The organism is Plantibacter flavus, assembly GCF_002024505.1.
Classification (GTDB): Bacteria; Actinomycetota; Actinomycetes; order Actinomycetales; family Microbacteriaceae; genus Plantibacter; species Plantibacter flavus_A.
On record NZ_CP019402.1, the window covers coordinates 2,127,917 to 2,143,776 of the forward strand.

14 protein-coding genes and 7 tRNA genes are annotated in these 15,860 nt (G+C 68.9%); 14 read left to right on the forward strand and 7 right to left on the reverse strand.

Annotated elements, in window-relative coordinates:
- Positions 1 to 126: 126 nt before the first annotated feature.
- The 3 genes from BWO91_RS09950 to BWO91_RS20230 are packed head-to-tail and all read right to left on the reverse strand — an operon-like array spanning position 127 to position 2,398.
- On the reverse strand, positions 127 to 1,269 hold the full coding sequence (locus tag BWO91_RS09950; protein WP_079002481.1) for a glycosyltransferase: 1,143 nt from the start codon (positions 1,267 to 1,269) through the stop codon (positions 127 to 129).
- Complete coding sequence (locus BWO91_RS20225; protein WP_240555441.1) at positions 1,266 to 1,847, reverse strand: hypothetical protein; 582 nt, start codon at positions 1,845 to 1,847, stop codon at positions 1,266 to 1,268. The genes BWO91_RS09950 and BWO91_RS20225 overlap by 4 nt, the downstream gene beginning before the upstream one ends.
- On the reverse strand, positions 1,838 to 2,398 hold the full coding sequence (locus BWO91_RS20230; RefSeq protein ID WP_240555443.1) for a hypothetical protein: 561 nt from the start codon (positions 2,396 to 2,398) through the stop codon (positions 1,838 to 1,840). Before BWO91_RS20230 ends, BWO91_RS20225 begins: the two co-directional genes overlap by 10 nt.
- Before the next feature lie 142 nt (positions 2,399 to 2,540).
- Between BWO91_RS20230 and BWO91_RS09960 the strand changes: the two genes are divergently transcribed.
- Together BWO91_RS09960 and BWO91_RS09965 are read left to right on the forward strand one after the other, a co-directional pair.
- Positions 2,541 to 3,623 (forward strand): hypothetical protein, encoded by a 1,083-nt coding sequence (locus BWO91_RS09960; protein WP_079003927.1) that lies wholly within the window; start codon positions 2,541 to 2,543, stop codon positions 3,621 to 3,623.
- A 62-nt stretch (positions 3,624 to 3,685) separates the two neighbouring features.
- On the forward strand, positions 3,686 to 6,112 hold the full coding sequence (locus BWO91_RS09965) for a phosphoketolase family protein (RefSeq protein WP_079003928.1): 2,427 nt from the start codon (positions 3,686 to 3,688) through the stop codon (positions 6,110 to 6,112).
- Here the strand turns inward: BWO91_RS09965 and BWO91_RS09970 are convergent.
- The gene (locus BWO91_RS09970) at positions 6,109 to 6,969 is read right to left on the reverse strand and encodes an ADP-dependent NAD(P)H-hydrate dehydratase (RefSeq protein WP_240555445.1); all 861 of its coding nucleotides are present in this window, start codon (positions 6,967 to 6,969) and stop codon (positions 6,109 to 6,111) included. The genes BWO91_RS09965 and BWO91_RS09970 overlap by 4 nt on opposite strands.
- 7 nt (positions 6,970 to 6,976) lie before the next feature.
- Entirely contained in the window at positions 6,977 to 7,717 is a 741-nt protein-coding gene (locus BWO91_RS09975) for a histidine phosphatase family protein (RefSeq protein WP_079002483.1), read from the reverse strand.
- A 424-nt stretch (positions 7,718 to 8,141) separates the two neighbouring features.
- Here BWO91_RS09975 and BWO91_RS20235 point away from each other — a divergent pair, with 424 nt between their 5' ends.
- Entirely contained in the window at positions 8,142 to 8,399 is a 258-nt protein-coding gene (locus tag BWO91_RS20235; RefSeq protein ID WP_079002484.1) for an MFS transporter, read from the forward strand.
- 46 nt (positions 8,400 to 8,445) lie between these two features.
- Here the strand turns inward: BWO91_RS20235 and BWO91_RS09985 are convergent.
- Positions 8,446 to 8,518 (reverse strand) — tRNA-Val (locus BWO91_RS09985).
- A gap of 168 nt (positions 8,519 to 8,686) precedes the next feature.
- Here BWO91_RS09985 and BWO91_RS09990 point away from each other — a divergent pair.
- From BWO91_RS09990 to BWO91_RS10025, 7 genes are all read left to right on the forward strand, one after another.
- Positions 8,687 to 8,758: transfer RNA gene (locus tag BWO91_RS09990), tRNA-Gly, on the forward strand.
- A 60-nt stretch (positions 8,759 to 8,818) separates the two neighbouring features.
- Positions 8,819 to 8,889, forward strand: a tRNA-Cys gene (locus BWO91_RS09995).
- A gap of 59 nt (positions 8,890 to 8,948) precedes the next feature.
- Positions 8,949 to 9,023 (forward strand) — tRNA-Val (locus tag BWO91_RS10000).
- Positions 9,024 to 9,699: 676 nt separating this feature from the next.
- Positions 9,700 to 10,059, forward strand: coding sequence for an HNH endonuclease signature motif containing protein (locus tag BWO91_RS10010; RefSeq protein WP_346425802.1), 360 nt, complete (start codon positions 9,700 to 9,702; stop codon positions 10,057 to 10,059).
- 351 nt (positions 10,060 to 10,410) lie between these two features.
- A tRNA-Gly gene (locus tag BWO91_RS10015) sits at positions 10,411 to 10,482 on the forward strand.
- Between the two features lie 56 nt (positions 10,483 to 10,538).
- Positions 10,539 to 10,609 (forward strand) — tRNA-Cys (locus BWO91_RS10020).
- A 21-nt stretch (positions 10,610 to 10,630) separates the two neighbouring features.
- Positions 10,631 to 10,702 (forward strand) — tRNA-Val (locus tag BWO91_RS10025).
- Positions 10,703 to 10,798: 96 nt separating this feature from the next.
- Here the strand turns inward: BWO91_RS10025 and BWO91_RS10030 are convergent.
- Positions 10,799 to 11,656 (reverse strand): lysoplasmalogenase, encoded by an 858-nt coding sequence (locus BWO91_RS10030; RefSeq protein ID WP_167620466.1) that lies wholly within the window; start codon positions 11,654 to 11,656, stop codon positions 10,799 to 10,801.
- A 19-nt stretch (positions 11,657 to 11,675) separates the two neighbouring features.
- On the opposite strand from BWO91_RS10030, the gene thrS reads away from it, so the two are divergent.
- From thrS to pdxT, 4 genes are all read left to right on the forward strand, one after another.
- Positions 11,676 to 13,598, forward strand: a complete 1,923-nt coding sequence (gene thrS / locus BWO91_RS10035; RefSeq protein WP_197977518.1) for a threonine--tRNA ligase — start codon at positions 11,676 to 11,678, stop codon at positions 13,596 to 13,598.
- Positions 13,595 to 14,155: an HIT family protein gene (locus tag BWO91_RS10040; protein WP_079002488.1), complete on the forward strand. Its 561-nt coding sequence runs from the start codon at positions 13,595 to 13,597 to the stop codon at positions 14,153 to 14,155. The genes thrS and BWO91_RS10040 overlap by 4 nt, the downstream gene beginning before the upstream one ends.
- A 98-nt stretch (positions 14,156 to 14,253) precedes the next feature.
- Positions 14,254 to 15,159: a pyridoxal 5'-phosphate synthase lyase subunit PdxS gene (gene pdxS / locus BWO91_RS10045; protein WP_079002489.1), complete on the forward strand. Its 906-nt coding sequence runs from the start codon at positions 14,254 to 14,256 to the stop codon at positions 15,157 to 15,159.
- 30 nt (positions 15,160 to 15,189) lie between these two features.
- Positions 15,190 to 15,786 carry a pyridoxal 5'-phosphate synthase glutaminase subunit PdxT gene (pdxT, locus tag BWO91_RS10050; RefSeq protein ID WP_079002490.1) on the forward strand — a complete coding sequence of 199 codons (597 nt, stop codon included), beginning with the start codon at positions 15,190 to 15,192 and terminating at the stop codon, positions 15,784 to 15,786.
- Positions 15,787 to 15,860: the final 74 nt, after the last annotated feature.

Sequence of the window (15,860 nt, forward strand, 5' to 3'; positions counted from 1 at the left end):
GGAGTCCCACCGGAGCCGGGAACGAGCTGAAGCAGACGATGTCGGCGTCGAGGTGGGGTGCGACGGCGAGCAGACGCGTCACGTGCCCCCGTCCGTGGTGGTGCACGTACCAACCGATGCGCGGCCTCACGAGCTGAACTCGTCCACGCGACCGGAACCGAGCACGGGCGAGTCGCCGAGGAGCGCCGCGAAGTGCTCCTCGAGCCGGCCCACCCTGGCGTCGAGCGAGAACCGGGCGAGGGCGGATGCCCGGATCGAGGCGCGGAACCCTCGGTCCAGCTCCGACTGCCGGATCAACCCGTCCACGCGGTCCGCCATGGCGGCCAGGTCTCCTGGCTCGACGACCTGCATCCCGACGCTGGCCTGGGCGATTTCGGGCACACCTCCGACGGCGAAACTGACCACCGGTGTCCCGGTCATCAGCGCCTCCGGCGCGACGAGACCGAACGGCTCGGCCCACGCCGGCGTCGAGACCGCTGCCGCGCTCCGTCCGACGAGCGTGGCGAGTCGCGCCGGGTCGAGCGGCCCGACATGTCGGACGTCGCGTCCCAGCAGCGGCGACAGCACGCGCTCGGCGTACACCGGATCACCCACGCGACCGGCGATGACGAGCCGGCGACCGAGTCGGCGGGCGACGTCGACCGCGAGGTGCGGGGCCTTCTCCGCGACGACCCGTCCGAACCACACGAGGTCCTCGCCGCCTCGGCCGGCCCGCCAGGCATCCGGATCGATGCCGTTCAGGAGCACCTCGGATTCGACACCGGCCGCCGCCCAGGTGCGCTTCGTGAACTCGCTCACCGCCAGGAACCGGCTGCCGTCGGAACCGGCCAGGCTCGCGGCAGCGGCTACGGCCTCGTCGACCGGTGTGTGCAGGGTGGTGATCATGGGGACGCCCAGCTCGGGCGCCAGTTCCACCGGCAGCGCGTCCAGGCAGTGGTTGGAGACCACGTCGTATCGCCCTGGCCGAGCGGCGATCGCCTCGAGCGCACGGCGCAATGCCGGGACGGATCGGGTCATGTGGCCCGGGGGATACCGCTCGTCGTCGGGGGAGGACCAGCGCGGCCACCGTAGTTCCGGTAGTTCGAAGACGCTGCCGCGCTCGACGAAGTCGGACCCGCGGACGCCGATGAACGTCACCTCGTGGCCTCGTGCGCGGAGCGCGGTGACCTCCGACCACACGGCGGATTCGAGCCCGCCGGCGTGTGGACGACGGATGGGGAAGCGCAGCGGGGCGATGACGACGACGCGCAGTCGTGGACCGGCCGTCACGAGGCGTGCTCGGAGATGACTCGGCGGTACAGCCCGGCGTGCGCTGCTGCGCCGACGGCGTCGTCGACGACGCGACGGGCGCGGCGCTCGGCGACGGTGGCGCTCCGACCGGCGGAACCGGCTCGGGTCGCGCCATCCGCTTCGAGGAGCTCGCCGACGGCACGCTCGAGTGATGCTCCGTCCCCGAGGTCGTACGCGGAGACCGTGTCGTCGGGATGCTGCTCGAGGTACGCTCCGATCCCGGACGGGACGGCGACGGACACGCCGAGATCCCAGCAGAGTTCGAGCCAGCCGGAATGCGTGCCGTGCCGGTAGGGGAGCAGGCAGACGTCCAGGCGGCTGAGCGCGATGGCGAGTCCGAGGTCGTCGAGACGCTCGTGCTCGATGAGGAGCGCCGCTTCCGATCTGCCGACAAGCCGTCGGACGGTGTCGCGGGCCTCCGGATCGCGGACCACGTGGTGCATCCGGATCTCTGCGACGACGTCCGCTCCACGGCGACGCAGGCGTTCGACCGCGTCGATGAGGGTGGTGACGACACCGACCGCGTCCACATTGGGGCGCAGGTCCTTCAGATGCACGCCGACCCGAAACCCGGCCGACGGCAGCACGAGCGGGACGTCGACGTCGTCCGAGAGGAGTGACGGATGAGCGATGACCATCGCCTCGCGACCCCAGCGTTCCCGGATCCCCTCGGCGGCGCCGGGGTCAGCGTGACCAGCGCGTCGGCGCCGCGGACGAGCTCGTCGAGCTGCGCCCCGTACGCCCCCTGGTGCTCGAGCTGCGGGTGCTCGAGGTCGTGCACCGTGTAGACGACCGACCAGCCGACCTCGTGCGCGGCCTCGAGGCACGCGGTCACGTGTCCGGGTGGGAACGACTCCGTGCCGAAGTGGATGTGCAGGAGATCGGCATCGCCGGCGTGGTCGCGGATCCAGCTCGGATCGAGGGCCACGGGGGGCCACCAGACGCCCGATGGCGCTCCCTCGACCGGCGGATCGTCCAGGACGTCGATCTCGGGTGAGGCGGAGACCCGGCCGACGTAGGGGTGCGCGGCCGGGATCGAGACGACACGGATCGGGCGAGACGTCGGGTCGGCGACTCGAGCGGTGGGGTGCGTCGCGGTCGGCTGCATGGCGGGATCCCCTGTACGGATGCGGGCGCGAGACGCGCGGACGGGTCGGCGCGATGCGCGCGCCGTCCTCCGAACATAGGTCCGATGACGAGAGTGCCCGCGACCCTTGACGCAGGCCCCCCACTGCACCACCATGACGCAGGTGATCGCAGCCCCACCCCGTCTCCTCATGATCGGCCCACAGCACCACGGCGTCGTCCAGTACGCGATCGACGTCGCCGACGCCGTAATCACCACGGACCCTCGCGCGGAACGCTTGGACGCCCCGACCCCGTCCCACGCCGTGCACCTGCTCGACGGCGTGGGCCGAGCACACGTCCACGTCACCGACCGCCTGTTCGGCCGGTCGCCCGAGGAGGCGGCGGACGCCGTCGAGCGCCTCGCAGACGCCACCGAGTTGACGGTCACCCTCCACGACGTCCCGCAGACCTCGGACGGCAGGATGCTGGACCGCCGCATCGCCGCCTACGCACGGTTCATCGCAGCCGCCCACGCGACGGCCGTCAACAGCAGGCACGAGCAGGCGCTCGCCGAGGAGTTCCTCGGTGTCAGTGCCTCGGTCGTTCCATACGCCATCCCGCTCGGCTCCCGGATCGCATCCGCTCCGGCCACCGTGGACGATGCGTCGCAGCGCGGAGTGTCCCGTCCGCTCACTGTCCTCATCGCCGGGTTCATCTACCCGGGAAAGGGCCACGCAGCGGCGATCCAGGCGGCATCGAGAGCGGCGGAGGATCTCCGTGCCACCGGTCACCCGATCGCCGACGTCGTCGTCCGTGCCATCGGCGCCCCCTCGGCCGGCCATGAGGACGACGTGCTCGACCTCGAGGCGGAAGCACGCGCCGCCGAGGTCTCGTTCGAGGTGACCGGATACCTCGACGATGCGGCGTTCGCCGCGCAGATCTCGCTTCCTGGCATACCGCTCGCCGCGCACGGCCATGTCTCCGCGTCGCGCTCGATGCTCGACTGGGTCGAGGCAGGCCGCCGGCCGCTCGTCGTCGACTCGCGCTACGCGGCGGAGATGGAGCAGTTGCGGCCGGAGACGATGGTCCGCTACGACCCGTCGACGCTGCACACCGAGTTGGCCGCGGCCTGGCTGGATCCCTCCCGGACGCGCCTGCCCGCCGGTCGTAGCCTCCGCCCCGCGCTGCCGGACACCGCGAGCGCGTACCTCGACTGGTGGGGCGCGGCGGCCGGTACCGGTCGGCACCGCCCGCCGACGCTCTAGCACGCTCGCAGGAGCGACGCACCACCCTGGCCTCCGGTCGCTCGACCTGGGATCTTGGGACGATGACGCACAACGCACGGGACGGGTCGACGACGGACAGCTGGCGGCCTCGCGACACGAGCGAGCCGGTGTCCGAGCGGAGCATCGAACAGGTCGACGCCTGGTGGCGCGCCGCGAACTACCTGTCCGTCGGGCAGATCTACCTGCTCGACAACCCGCTCCTCCGCCGCCCGCTCGAAGCCGCTCATGTGAAGCGCCGACTCCTCGGCCACTGGGGGACCGCTCCGGGGTTGAATCTGACCTATGCGCATCTCAACCGCGTGATCACGGAGCGCCACCAGTCGGCGATGTTCATCGCCGGGCCCGGGCATGGCGGGCCGGCGATCCTGGCGAGCGCCTACCTGGACGGCACCTACGGCGAGATCTACCCTGACGTCGCCGAGACCGAAGCAGGGTTGACCCGGTTCTTCCGTCAGTTCAGCTTCCCCGGCGGGGTACCGAGTCACGCGGCTCCCGAGACGCCAGGCAGCATCCATGAGGGTGGCGAGCTGGGGTACGTCCTGAGCCACGCGTACGGCGCAGCCTTCGACAACCCCGATCTCCTCGTCGCGGCGGTCGTCGGCGACGGTGAAGCGGAGACCGGACCGCTCGCGACCAGCTGGCATTCCAACAAGTTCATCGACCCGGTCCAGGATGGCGTCGTCCTGCCCATCCTGCACCTGAACGGCTACAAGATCGCGAACCCGACGGTCCTGGCTCGCATCCCACGCTCCGAACTCGAGAGTCTCCTGCGTGGATACGGACACGAACCGTTCTTCGTCGAGGGCGGGTTCGACGGCGAGGATCCGATGGAGGTACACCGCAGGTTCGCCGAGGTCCTCGACGTCGTGTTCGACCGCATCGCGGCCATCAAGTCCCGGGCCGCCACTGGAGACACCGGACGGCCGGTATGGCCCATGATCGTGCTGCGCACACCGAAGGGCTGGACCTGCCCCGAGGTGATCGACGGCGTCCGGGTCGAGGGGACGTTCCACGCGCATCAGGTTCCGCTCGCCGACGCTCGGGACACCGAGGAGCACACCCGGATCCTGGAGTCCTGGATGCGGAGCTACCGGCCTGAGGAGCTATTCGACGAACAAGGCGCGGTGGTTCCGCTCGTGCGGGAACTCGCTCCGCGCGGGGAGGCCCGGATGAGCGCGACCCCGCACGCCAACGGAGGTCTGCTGCGCACGGAACTCGACCTCCCCGCGATCGACGACGCCGCCGTCGTGGTGGACGCCCCGGGTGGTCGCGACGCCGGGGCGACGGGAGTCCTGGGGTCGTGGCTCACGGAGGTGATCCGGCGTAACCCGACCACCTTCCGGATCTTCGCTCCCGACGAACTCGCCAGTAACCGACTCCAGGCGGTCTTCGAGGTGACCGAACGGCAGTGGAACGCCGAGACCGTCCCGGACGACGAGCATCTCGCCCGCGCCGGCCGGGTCATGGAGATGCTCAGCGAGCACCAGTGTCAGGGCTGGTTGGAGGGCTACCTGCTCACCGGTCGGCACGGCCTGTTCACCTGCTACGAAGCCTTCATCCACATCGTCGACTCCATGTTCAACCAGCATGCAAAGTGGCTGAACGGTTCACGTGAGTTGCCGTGGCGGCGCCCGGTGGCGAGCCTCAACTACCTCCTCACGAGTCACGTCTGGCGTCAGGACCACAACGGCTTCAGCCACCAGGACCCCGGGTTCATCGACCACGTCGTGAACAAGAAGCCCGATGTCATCCGGGTGTATCTGCCGTTCGATGCGAACACCCTCCTGGCCGTCTCGGAGCACTGCCTGCAGAGCACGGACGAGATCAACGTCATCGTCGCGGGTAAGGACCAGGAACCCGTGTGGCTCGGCGTCGACGAGGCCCGCGCACACTGCGCCCGCGGGCTCGGCATCCTGCCCTTCGCCGGTTCAGAGCGTGCGGGGGAGCGCCCGGACCTCGTCATGGCCTGTGCCGGGGATGTCCCCACGCTCGAGACGCTGGCCGCCGTGAGTATCCTGCGCGAACGCATCCCGGAGCTGTCGGTCCGAGTCGTGAACGTGGTCGACCTCATGCGACTCATGGGTGAGGATCAGCATCCGCACGGCCTCTCCGACGCCGAGTACGACAGCGTGTTCACGACGGACCGTCCAGTCGTCTTCGCCTACCACGGGTACCCGTGGCTCATCCATCGGCTGACGTACAAGCGCCACGGGCACGATCAGCTGCATGTCCGCGGGTACCTCGAGAACGGGACCACCACGACACCGTTCGACATGGTGATGCTCAACGAGATCGACCGGTTCTCGCTCGTGTGCGACGCGATCGACCGGACGCCGGGGCTCGGCGAGCGGTTCGCGGGTCTCCGTCAGGAGATGCAGGACGCCCGGCTCCGGGCCCGAGCGCACACCAGGGAGTTCGGCGAGGACGCACCCGAGATCACCGGCTGGCGCTGGCCCGCTGTCGGTTAGGACCGCCCCGTGACGGGTCGCCCGAGCTCTCGGAGGAGCGTCGGGAACTCGTCCGCGAACTCGCGGGCGAGGGCTCCGAGAGGGCCGATCCGGTCTGCGAGCCGATCGCCGGAGGCGGCGTGCAGCACGGTACCCCAGCAGCTCGCCGCGAGCGGGGAGAGTCCGCGTGCCGCGAGCCCGGCGATCGCTCCGGCCAGGACGTCACCGCTCCCCGCCGTCCCGAGGGCCGGACTCCCGCTGGGCACGATGAAGTCCCGCTCACCGTCGGAGACCCTGCCCTGACAGGTGACGACGGCGCCGTACCGTCGCGCCAGTTCGAGCGCCGCCGTGTCCGGGTCGGCCTCGTCCACGTCGAGGAGGATCGCGGCCTCGGCCACGTTCGGGGTGAACACGAGGCGACCTTCCAGCCCCTTCGAGAAGTCGGGAGCGTGTGACAGGGCACCGAGCGCGAAGGCGTCGAGCACCACGACGGTGTCGGCGCCCAGGAGCGGGCGCAGGCTGTGGAGGAGTGCCACGGCTTCGTCCACGTCGTCGAGGCCAGGACCGAGCAGCAGACAGTCGGCGTCCAGGACGTCCTCGAGGCGGCCGACCTCGTCACCCCGGACGGCTCCGGCGCTGGTTTCGGCCAACCCGATGACGCCTGCCTCAGGGAAGGCGATCGCGAGTGGCGACGATGCTGACGCACCGACCGCGAGCGTGATCCGACCCGCGCCGACCCTGAGGACGGCCAGGCCCGCCAAAGCGACCGCCCCTGGCGTCATCCGCGCGCCACCGACGACGAGCGTCGACCCACGATCGTCCTTCGACGATCCGGGATCGGGGAGCGGCCAGTCGGCGAGGACCTCAGGCGTGAGCATAGTGGGGTCAGCTCTGGACATCGGTCGCCCCCGAGTGCTCGGTGACCGCCACCTGCGCCTGCTGGAGGTGTGCGGTCGCATTCGCCGCGCGTGCTCTCCAGGCCCGTCCGTCGTGGACGAGGTGGGTGAAGGAGGCGTTCGGTGTCGGACGGAGTGCGGCCTCCTCCAGGACGCGACGCTCATCCCACCCCTCGCAGATGTAGCGGAAGAGCGAGATGACGGCGTCGTGACAGACCACCAGGGCCCGCGTGCGGTCGGCGTGCCGGTCCAGGTCGCCGATGAACGAGCGGAGGCGGAGGGCCACATCCGTCCACGCCTCACCTCCAGGCGGTCGGTAGTAGAACTTGCCGAGGGACCGTCGTCGAGCGGCCTCCTCCGGGAACTCCGCATCGACGCCGACCGAGGTGAAGGTGTCGAGAATCCCGAGTTCGCGATCGCGCAGCCGTTCGTCGACGACCGGCCGAAGCTCATCGGCGTCGAACGCGGCGGTCCGGAGCGCGACGACGGCCGTCTCGTGCGCTCGCCGATAGGGCGAGCTGAACACGATGTCAGGGCGGTCGGCGGGAGCGAGGGTGGCGAGTCGACCGCCCACCGCGGCTGCCTGCTCGACACCGAGGGCCGAGAGGGGTACGTCGGCGTCACGATCGGGGACGGCGATGCGGTGGGATCCGGCACGATCGGCTTCCAACGCGGCCAGGTTCCCGGTGCTTTCACCGTGGCGGACGAGGATCAGTTCCGTGATGGCCATGCGTCCACGGTAGCCAGCACGATTCGGTGCACGGGGAGCTTGACGATCCGGCGATGATCCTCCATAGGGCGTCGCCGCCAGCCGGCCCTCGACGGTGATGACACCGCTCGATGATTGCGACAAACCGACGATGCCCGGGCCGCGACGGCGTCCTGTCGTTCAACCATGTCTTCGCCCTCGGCAATCCCATCGTCGCAACCGTCGGCATGGACGCCGATCGCCATCACCGCTTTCAGGGTGCTCTGGTTCGCCCAGCTGGGGAGCAATATCGGCACGGCCTTCGGCGCCCCCGTCGTGTTCGGTGTCAACGCGCTGAGCTTCGTCGTGGCCGTGATCGCCCTCGTCTGGTGGAAGCGACCCTCGCAGACGGGTCTCGACGACCACGAGCGTTCGGGGCAGCGTTGCGAGCGGGGTCCGGTACGTCGTGTCCGCGCACCTCGTCCGCCGGATCCTGCTGCGTTCCGCGCTCTTCGCGCTGCAGCTCACCCTGCCGCAGTGGGTGCGGTCCCGCGGAGCCTCGACCTGCATCCTCATCTTCATGCGCGCGACGGCCACCGGCTCGATCGGCTGGGGCGTGGCTGCGCAGGGACTCGGCACGCCGCTCGCGTGCAGACACTGCTTCCCGAGCGATCCCCGCCGGACAGGGGCTGCCAGGGCGGAACGTCTTGATCTCGCGGAGTGAGTCGCCGCAGTGGAGGGTGGTACACCCCGGGCGATGGTGGATGATGTGGGCGATACCGGACTCGAACCGATGACCTCTTCCGTGTGAAGGAAGCGCGCTACCAACTGCGCCAATCGCCCGCAGGTCGTCCGCACCGGAGAGGTGCCGAACAGCCGCGAGTCACGATACTAGCCGATGGCGGGGGACGAACGCACATCGGCGGCGTTGTCGACACCGTACGCACGCCGGTTTGAACATCGGTCCCGGTTTCGGCTAGAGTCGTTCGAGCACGCAGTGATGCGGGCAATGCGGATGTGGCGCAGTGGTAGCGCATCACCTTGCCAAGGTGAGGGTCGCGAGTTCGAATCTCGTCATCCGCTCGAGTGTCAGTGGTGTTGTTCCGGCAGGAGCCCTACTCGGCAGTGTGTTCGGTCACACATGGTGGCGTGGCCGAGAGGCTAGGCAGCGGCCTGCAAAGCCGTCCACACGGGTTCGAATCCCGTCGCCACCTCACCTCAGCAACACAGTTCCACCAGCAACATCCCGGCGTCGTGTCCACACACGCCACCCGGGCGATTGGCGCAGCGGTAGCGCGCTTCCCTGACACGGAAGAGGTCACTGGTTCGATCCCAGTATCGCCCACCACAGAAAGCCTCCGGACACCGGGGGCTTTCGTCGTTCGCGTGCACCTTGGCCGCCCCGCGCCAAGCAGCCCGGTGACGTCGTATCTCCGCCTGTCGAAACGCCCGCGAGCACCCCTCGGGTCCCTGAGCCTGTCGAAGGGCACATGGAGAACCCCCACGAATCCGGCACCCTCCCTCCGGTCCCCGAGCCTGTCGAAGGGCACACGGATAACCTCACGAATCCAGCGCTCCTCCTCCCGGTCCCTGAGCCTGTCGAAGGACACACGGAGAACCTCACGAGTCCGGCGCCCGTCCTCAGGTCCCTGAGCCTGTCGAAGGGCACATGAGGAGACGTCCACAACCGCACTGACTCCGCATCTGGAATGTCAGTGGTCCATGGTGGACCTGTCCTATGACCGAGACCACCCTCACCGCGATCCGCGCGAGCGACGAGTACGCCGCGCAGCTCGCGGAGTTCTCGGACGAGTGGGCGGACCTCCACCGCCAGCAGGCTGTCCTCGACGCACGCAAGGCGCGCCTCCTCGCCCGCTCCGCCGCCTACGCGGACGCCTACGCCGACGCCACCGTCCCGGCGATCTTCCCGCCGGCGGAGCGCCAGGCGCTCTCGCGCCGCTCCACCTGCGCGGCCCTCGCGATGGCGACCCGGCATCGACCCCGAGACCGCAGCACGGATCGCGGTGAACGCGCCGAGCTTCACCCGGATCCTCGTCCAGCCGGAAACCGGTGCGGTCCTCTCCGTCGGCCGGAACCGGTACCGGGTGCCGGCCGATCTCCAACGTGCGGTGCGGCTTCGGGACGGCACCTGTCGCGCACCAGGCTGCGGCAGACGAGCCCGGGCCTGCGATCTCGATCATTCCGTCGCGTGGGACGACGGAGGCACCACAGATGTCGACAATCTCGCCTGCCTGTGTCGACATCACCACCGCATGAAGCACCTGCCGGGGTGGAACCTCGACCATCCGCCGGGCGGGGTCCTCGAGTGGACGACACCCGACGGCAAGCAGTATCGGACCGAGCCAGATCCCGCACCATTCTGACCCCGCCGACGAAGGCTCCTTCGTGGGCACTTCGACAGGCTCAGTGACCGGGAGAGGTGTGCCCGACCCGTCTCGGTCACTGAGCCTGTCGAAGGGTTGCTTGTGGGCACTTCGACAAGCTCAGTGACCAGGAACAAGCTCAGTGACCGGGGGAGGGCCACCGTGCTGCTCCGGTCCCTGAGCCTGTCGAAGGGTGGTTCGACCCTGGACGCCGACGCGCCGGGCGACATCGATTTTCAGCCCGATTTTCCGCGGAACATCAAGGGTTGGGCCGACTCGCCCGCACCGAGGTGTCAACGAGCGCCGTCAACATCGGCTAGAGTTTCCAAGCACCCGGAAACGGGATGCAATGCGGATGTGGCGCAGTGGTAGCGCATCACCTTGCCAAGGTGAGGGTCGCGAGTTCGAATCTCGTCATCCGCTCGAGTGTCAGTGAGAACGTGCAAGCGTTCCACTCGACAGTGTGTTTCATCACACGTGGTGGCGTGGCCGAGAGGCTAGGCAGCGGCCTGCAAAGCCGTCCACACGGGTTCGAATCCCGTCGCCACCTCGCTGGCAACACCACTCACCTGGGCGATTGGCGCAGCGGTAGCGCGCTTCCCTGACACGGAAGAGGTCACTGGTTCGATCCCAGTATCGCCCACAGGAACACGAAGGGCCCGAGCGAACAGCTCGGGCCCTTCGTCGTTGCACAGGCCACCTCTTGCGCAGACCACCCGTCGCACGCCCGGACGTCCGTTCAGACGGCGAGGACCGCCCGCTCCCGGCGACGCAGGACCTCCGCGACGCCCCACACGATGATGCATTGGCCCGCGGCGTATGTCGCCATGATGATCTCGTCTGCCGCCCAGATCGTCACTGCAGGCACGAAGCGGTCGAGCCCGATCAACGAGTCGGAGACCAGGAACAGCGCACCGCCCACGGCGATCGTCGGGGTCGTCATCGTGGAAGACGCCGCCATGGCCCCGATCACGACGGCATACAGGACGACCGCCGGATACAGCGCCCCCATGTCCTGCTGACTGAGGAGCGCGATACCGGCGACGAGCCACACCAGGAACACGAGCGCCCAGACCGGCGGGCGGTTCCTGGTGCGCAGATGCCGCACGAAGAGTAAGACATAACCGGCCTGAGCGAGCATGAAGAACAGGATCCCCACGCCGAACGCGAGTTCGCCCGGAACCATGAGGGCGACGTCGCCCAGCCAGCTGCACATGATCGCGACGAGCGCGGTGACCGCAGCGGCAGACAGCCGTCGGACCGACCACACGAGCGCCAGCGCGAGGACCAGCATGATGAACGGCTTGGTGAGGAGCGACAGCCACTCCTGACCGGAGGCGAGGGCGATGATGTGCACGAGTGCGACCACGGGCAGCGCGGCGAACAGCGCCGTCGCAGCCCCGCTTCTCTGCACAACCGTCATCAGCGCCACCCCCGTCACGTCGTAGGCCTTCACTCTAGCGATGCGCCCGAGCACGAACCATGGCCGCCGACCGCCGGCAGCGTCTCCTCGTCGTGGACGACGATAGGCTTGCACGGCCAAGGTTTCACCTGAGAAAGAGAGATCATCCGTGAGTGACGGGTTCGCACTGTTCACCGACCGATCCGTGGTCGCCATGCGCGTCAACGGCGAACTGAAGGACCTCGCCGCCACGGTGACGGAGACGGACACCGTCGAGCCGGTGCACCTCGACTCGCCCGACGGTCTCAACATCCTCCGCCACTCCGCAGCCCACGTGCTCGCGCAGGCCGTGCAGCAGGTCGACCCGCACGCGAACCTCGGCATCGGCCCGCCGGTCACCGACGGCTTCTACTACGACTTCGACGTCGCCGCACCGTTCACGCCTGAGGCGCTCAAGGTGCTGCAGAAGACGATGGACCGCATCATCCGCCAGGGCCAGCGCTTCGTGCGACGCGTCGTCACCGAAGACGAGGCTCGCGAGGAACTCGCGGGGGAGCCCTACAAGCTCGAGCTGATCGGCCTCAAGGGCGGATCGGCAGCCGACGACGAGAACGTCGAGGTGGGCGGCGCGGAGCTGACCATCTACGACAACGTCGACCCGAAGACGGGGGAGACGGTCTGGAAGGACCTCTGCCGCGGTCCGCACCTGCCGAACACGCGCATGATCGGTAACGGCTGGGCCTTGACGCGTCTCGCCGCGGCGTACTGGCGGGGGAGCGAGAAGAACCCGCAGCTGCAGCGGATCTACGGCACCGCTTGGGCGACCAAGGACGAGCTGCGCGCGTATCAGACTCGGATCGAGGAGGCGGCCAAGCGCGACCACCGCAAGCTCGGTGCCGAGCTCGACCTCTTCAGCTTCCCCGAGGAGATCGGCTCGGGTCTCGCGGTGTTCCACCCCAAGGGCGGCATCATCCGCAACGAGATCGAGAACTACATGCGCGAGCGCCTGCTCGCGTCCGGCTACGAGCTGGTGAACACCCCGCACATCACGAAGGGGCACCTGTTCGAGGTCAGCCAGCACCTGGCCTGGTACAAGGACGGCATGTTCCCGGCGATGCACCTCGACCAGGAGGTCGACGCCGACGGCCACGTCACCCGTCAGGGCCAGGACTACTACCTGAAGCCCATGAACTGCCCGATGCACAACCTGATCTACCGGGCCCGAGGGCGCAGCTACCGCGAACTGCCGCTCCGACTCGCCGAGTTCGGCACGGTCTACCGGTACGAGAAGAGCGGCACGCTCTCCGGGCTCACGCGCGTCCGTGGCCTCACGCAGGACGACGCCCACATCTACGTGACCGACGACCAGGTCAAGGACGAGGTCGGCCGCCAGCTGCAGTTCGTCCTGGAGACCCTCCGCGGATACGGTCTCGACGACTTCTACCTGGAGCTCTCGACGAAGGACCCCGACAAGTACGTCGGTACCGACGAGGTCTGGGACGAAGCGACCGAGACCCTCCGCCAGGTGGCGGTCGAGTCCGGTCTCGAACTCGTCCTCGACCCCGCCGGCGCAGCCTTCTACGGTCCGAAGATCTCGGTCCAGGCGCGCGACGCGATCGGCCGGACCTGGCAGCTGTCCACCGTGCAGCTCGACTTCAACCTCCCCGAGTTGTTCGAGCTGGAGTACACGGCTGCCGACGGCACGCGCAAGCGTCCGGCGATGATCCACCGCGCACTCCTCGGCTCGATCGAGCGCTTCTTCGCGATCCTGCTCGAGCACTACGCAGGTGCCTTCCCGGTGTGGCTCGCCCCCGTGCAGGTCGTCGGTATCCCCGTCTCCGAGCAGTACGAGGAGTTCCTCGGCGGAGTCGTCGCCGAGCTGCGCTCGTCCGGGGTCCGTGCGGAACTCGACGCCTCCGACGATCGGATGCAGAAGAAGATCCGGAACCACACCAAGGCGAAGACCCCCCTGCAGCTGATCGTCGGCGAGGAGGACCAGGCCAACGGCGCGGTGAGCTTCCGATTCCGCGACGGCACCCAGGAGAACGGTGTCCCGGTCGCCGACGCCGTGCGCCGAATCCGCGCCGCCATCGCTGCGAAACTGCAGGTGAACACCGCAGCGGATCTGCCGGCATGACCCCGGGCACCGAGCCGGAGTCGTTCGAATCGATCGACACCTCCCACCTGGTGGGCGTCCCGGACGCGTTCCAGCGTCTCTGGACGCCCCACCGGATGGTCTACATCAAGCAGGGCCAACCATCCGACGACGGTTGTCCGTTCTGCATCGCGCCGACGCTCGACGACGAGTCAGCGCTCATCGTGCATCGGGGCGAGCACGCCTTCGTGCTGCTGAACCTCTTCCCGTACAACTCCGGGCATCTGCTCGTCTGCCCGTACCGCCACGTCGCGATGTACGACGACGCGACGACGGAGGAGGTCGCCGAGATCGGCGCTCTGACGCAGACGGCGATGCGGGTCGTCCGGTCCGTCTCGAGGAACGACGGTTTCAACCTCGGCATGAACCAGGGTGCCGTGGCCGGCGCCGGGATCGCGGCGCACCTGCACCAGCACATCGTGCCGCGCTGGGCGACGGACGCCAACTTCTTCCCGATCATCGCCCAGACCAAGGCGCTCCCGCAGCTGCTCGGCGACGTCCGGCAGTCGATCGCGGACGCCTGGCCGACCTCGGCCTGATCCGGCGTGGGCCGGTCCAGGTGGACCGGCCCAGCCAAGTCCAATTTCCGGCCTGTGGACGGAGCACCGTCAGGCCACCCGGCGGTACGCTCGCCGTCATGACCGAGAGCAGCACGACCACTGGACAGCACGGCTCGAACCGCGTGAAGCGCGGACTCGCGGAGATGCTGAAGGGCGGCGTCATCATGGACGTCGTCACCGCCGAGCAGGCCCGTATCGCGGAGGACGCCGGAGCCGTCGCCGTGATGGCCCTCGAGCGCGTCCCGGCGGACATCCGGTCCCAGGGCGGCGTGGCTCGGATGAGCGATCCCGACCTCATCGAATCGATCATCGACGAGGTGTCCATCCCCGTCATGGCGAAGGCTCGCATCGGCCACTTCGTCGAAGCGCAGGTCCTCCAGGCGCTCGACGTCGACTACATCGACGAGTCCGAGGTCCTGAGCCCGGCCGACTACGTGAACCACATCGACAAGTGGGGCTTCGACGTCCCGTTCGTGTGCGGCGCCACCAACCTCGGAGAAGCACTGCGGCGCATCAACGAGGGTGCCGCCATGATCCGCTCGAAGGGCGAGGCCGGCACCGGCGACGTGTCCGAGGCGACGAAGCACATCCGCAAGATCCGCTCCGAGATCGCGCACCTGTCGTCGATGTCGAAGGACGAGCTGTACGTCGCGGCGAAGGACCTCCAGGCCCCATACGACCTCGTCGTCGAGATCGCCGAGACCGGCAAGCTCCCGGTCGTGTTGTTCACCGCCGGGGGTGTGGCGACGCCGGCCGACGCCGCGATGATGATGCAGCTGGGTGCCGACGGCGTGTTCGTCGGATCCGGCATCTTCAAGTCCGGCAATCCGGCTCAGCGGGCGGCGGCCGTCGTCAAGGCGACGACCTTCTTCGACGACCCTCAGGTCATCGCCGAGGTGTCCCGCGGTCTCGGTGAGGCGATGGTCGGCATCAACGTCGCCGACCTCGCCGCACCGCACCGCCTCGCCGAGCGTGGCTGGTAGCCCCGCGTCCGCCCTGAACCAGGTGACGTCGTGACCGGGGCGGCACGCGTCGGCGTCCTCGCCCTGCAAGGGGACTTCCGCGAGCATGCGGCCGTCCTCACCGGCCTCGGGGCGGACGTCAGCCTCATCAGGCGTCCCTCGGAACTGACCGGCATCGACGGACTCGTCCTGCCCGGCGGCGAGTCGAGCGTGATGGACAAGCTCGCTCGCTCCTTCGACCTCGCCGGACCGTTGCGCGAAGCGATCACCGCCGGGTTGCCCGTGTACGGCACCTGCGCCGGGCTCATCCTCCTAGCCGACCGGATCCTCGACGGGATCGCCGGCCAGCAGAGTCTCGGCGGGCTCGACGTCTCGGTCCGGCGCAACGCCTTCGGGTCGCAGCTCGACTCCTTCGAGACGGACCTGTCGATCCCGGTCCTCGGCGACCCGCCCGTGCACGCCGTGTTCATCCGCGCGCCGGTGGTCGAAGCCGCCGGTCCGTCGGTGACACCCCTCGCCTCGCTGCCCGACGGTCGGATGGTCGCCGTCGAGCAGGGTAGCCTCCTCGGCACGTCCTTCCATCCCGAGGTCACGGGAGACACCCGTTTCCACGCCTACTTCCTCGACAAGGTCGAGCGATCCCGCTGAGGCGCTGGCGCCCGATCCCGTGGCCCGTCGCGGCGTGATCGCGAGTTCCGGGTCGCTGGCCTAGACTGGTCAGG

Bases quoted from the DNA above. Each gene is read 5' to 3' on its own strand.
- BWO91_RS20230 (WP_240555443.1), bottom strand. From the start codon at position 2,398: ATGCAGCCGACCGCGACGCACCCCACCGCTCGAGTCGCCGACCCGACG.
- BWO91_RS09965 (WP_079003928.1), top strand. From the start codon at position 3,686: ATGACGCACAACGCACGGGACGGGTCGACGACGGACAGCTGGCGGCCT.
- BWO91_RS09970 (WP_240555445.1), bottom strand. From the start codon at position 6,969: ATGCTCACGCCTGAGGTCCTCGCCGACTGGCCGCTCCCCGATCCCGGA.
- BWO91_RS09975 (WP_079002483.1), bottom strand. From the start codon at position 7,717: ATGGCCATCACGGAACTGATCCTCGTCCGCCACGGTGAAAGCACCGGG.
- thrS (WP_197977518.1), top strand. From the start codon at position 11,676: ATGCGCGTCAACGGCGAACTGAAGGACCTCGCCGCCACGGTGACGGAG.
- BWO91_RS10040 (WP_079002488.1), top strand. From the start codon at position 13,595: ATGACCCCGGGCACCGAGCCGGAGTCGTTCGAATCGATCGACACCTCC.
- pdxS (WP_079002489.1), top strand. From the start codon at position 14,254: ATGACCGAGAGCAGCACGACCACTGGACAGCACGGCTCGAACCGCGTG.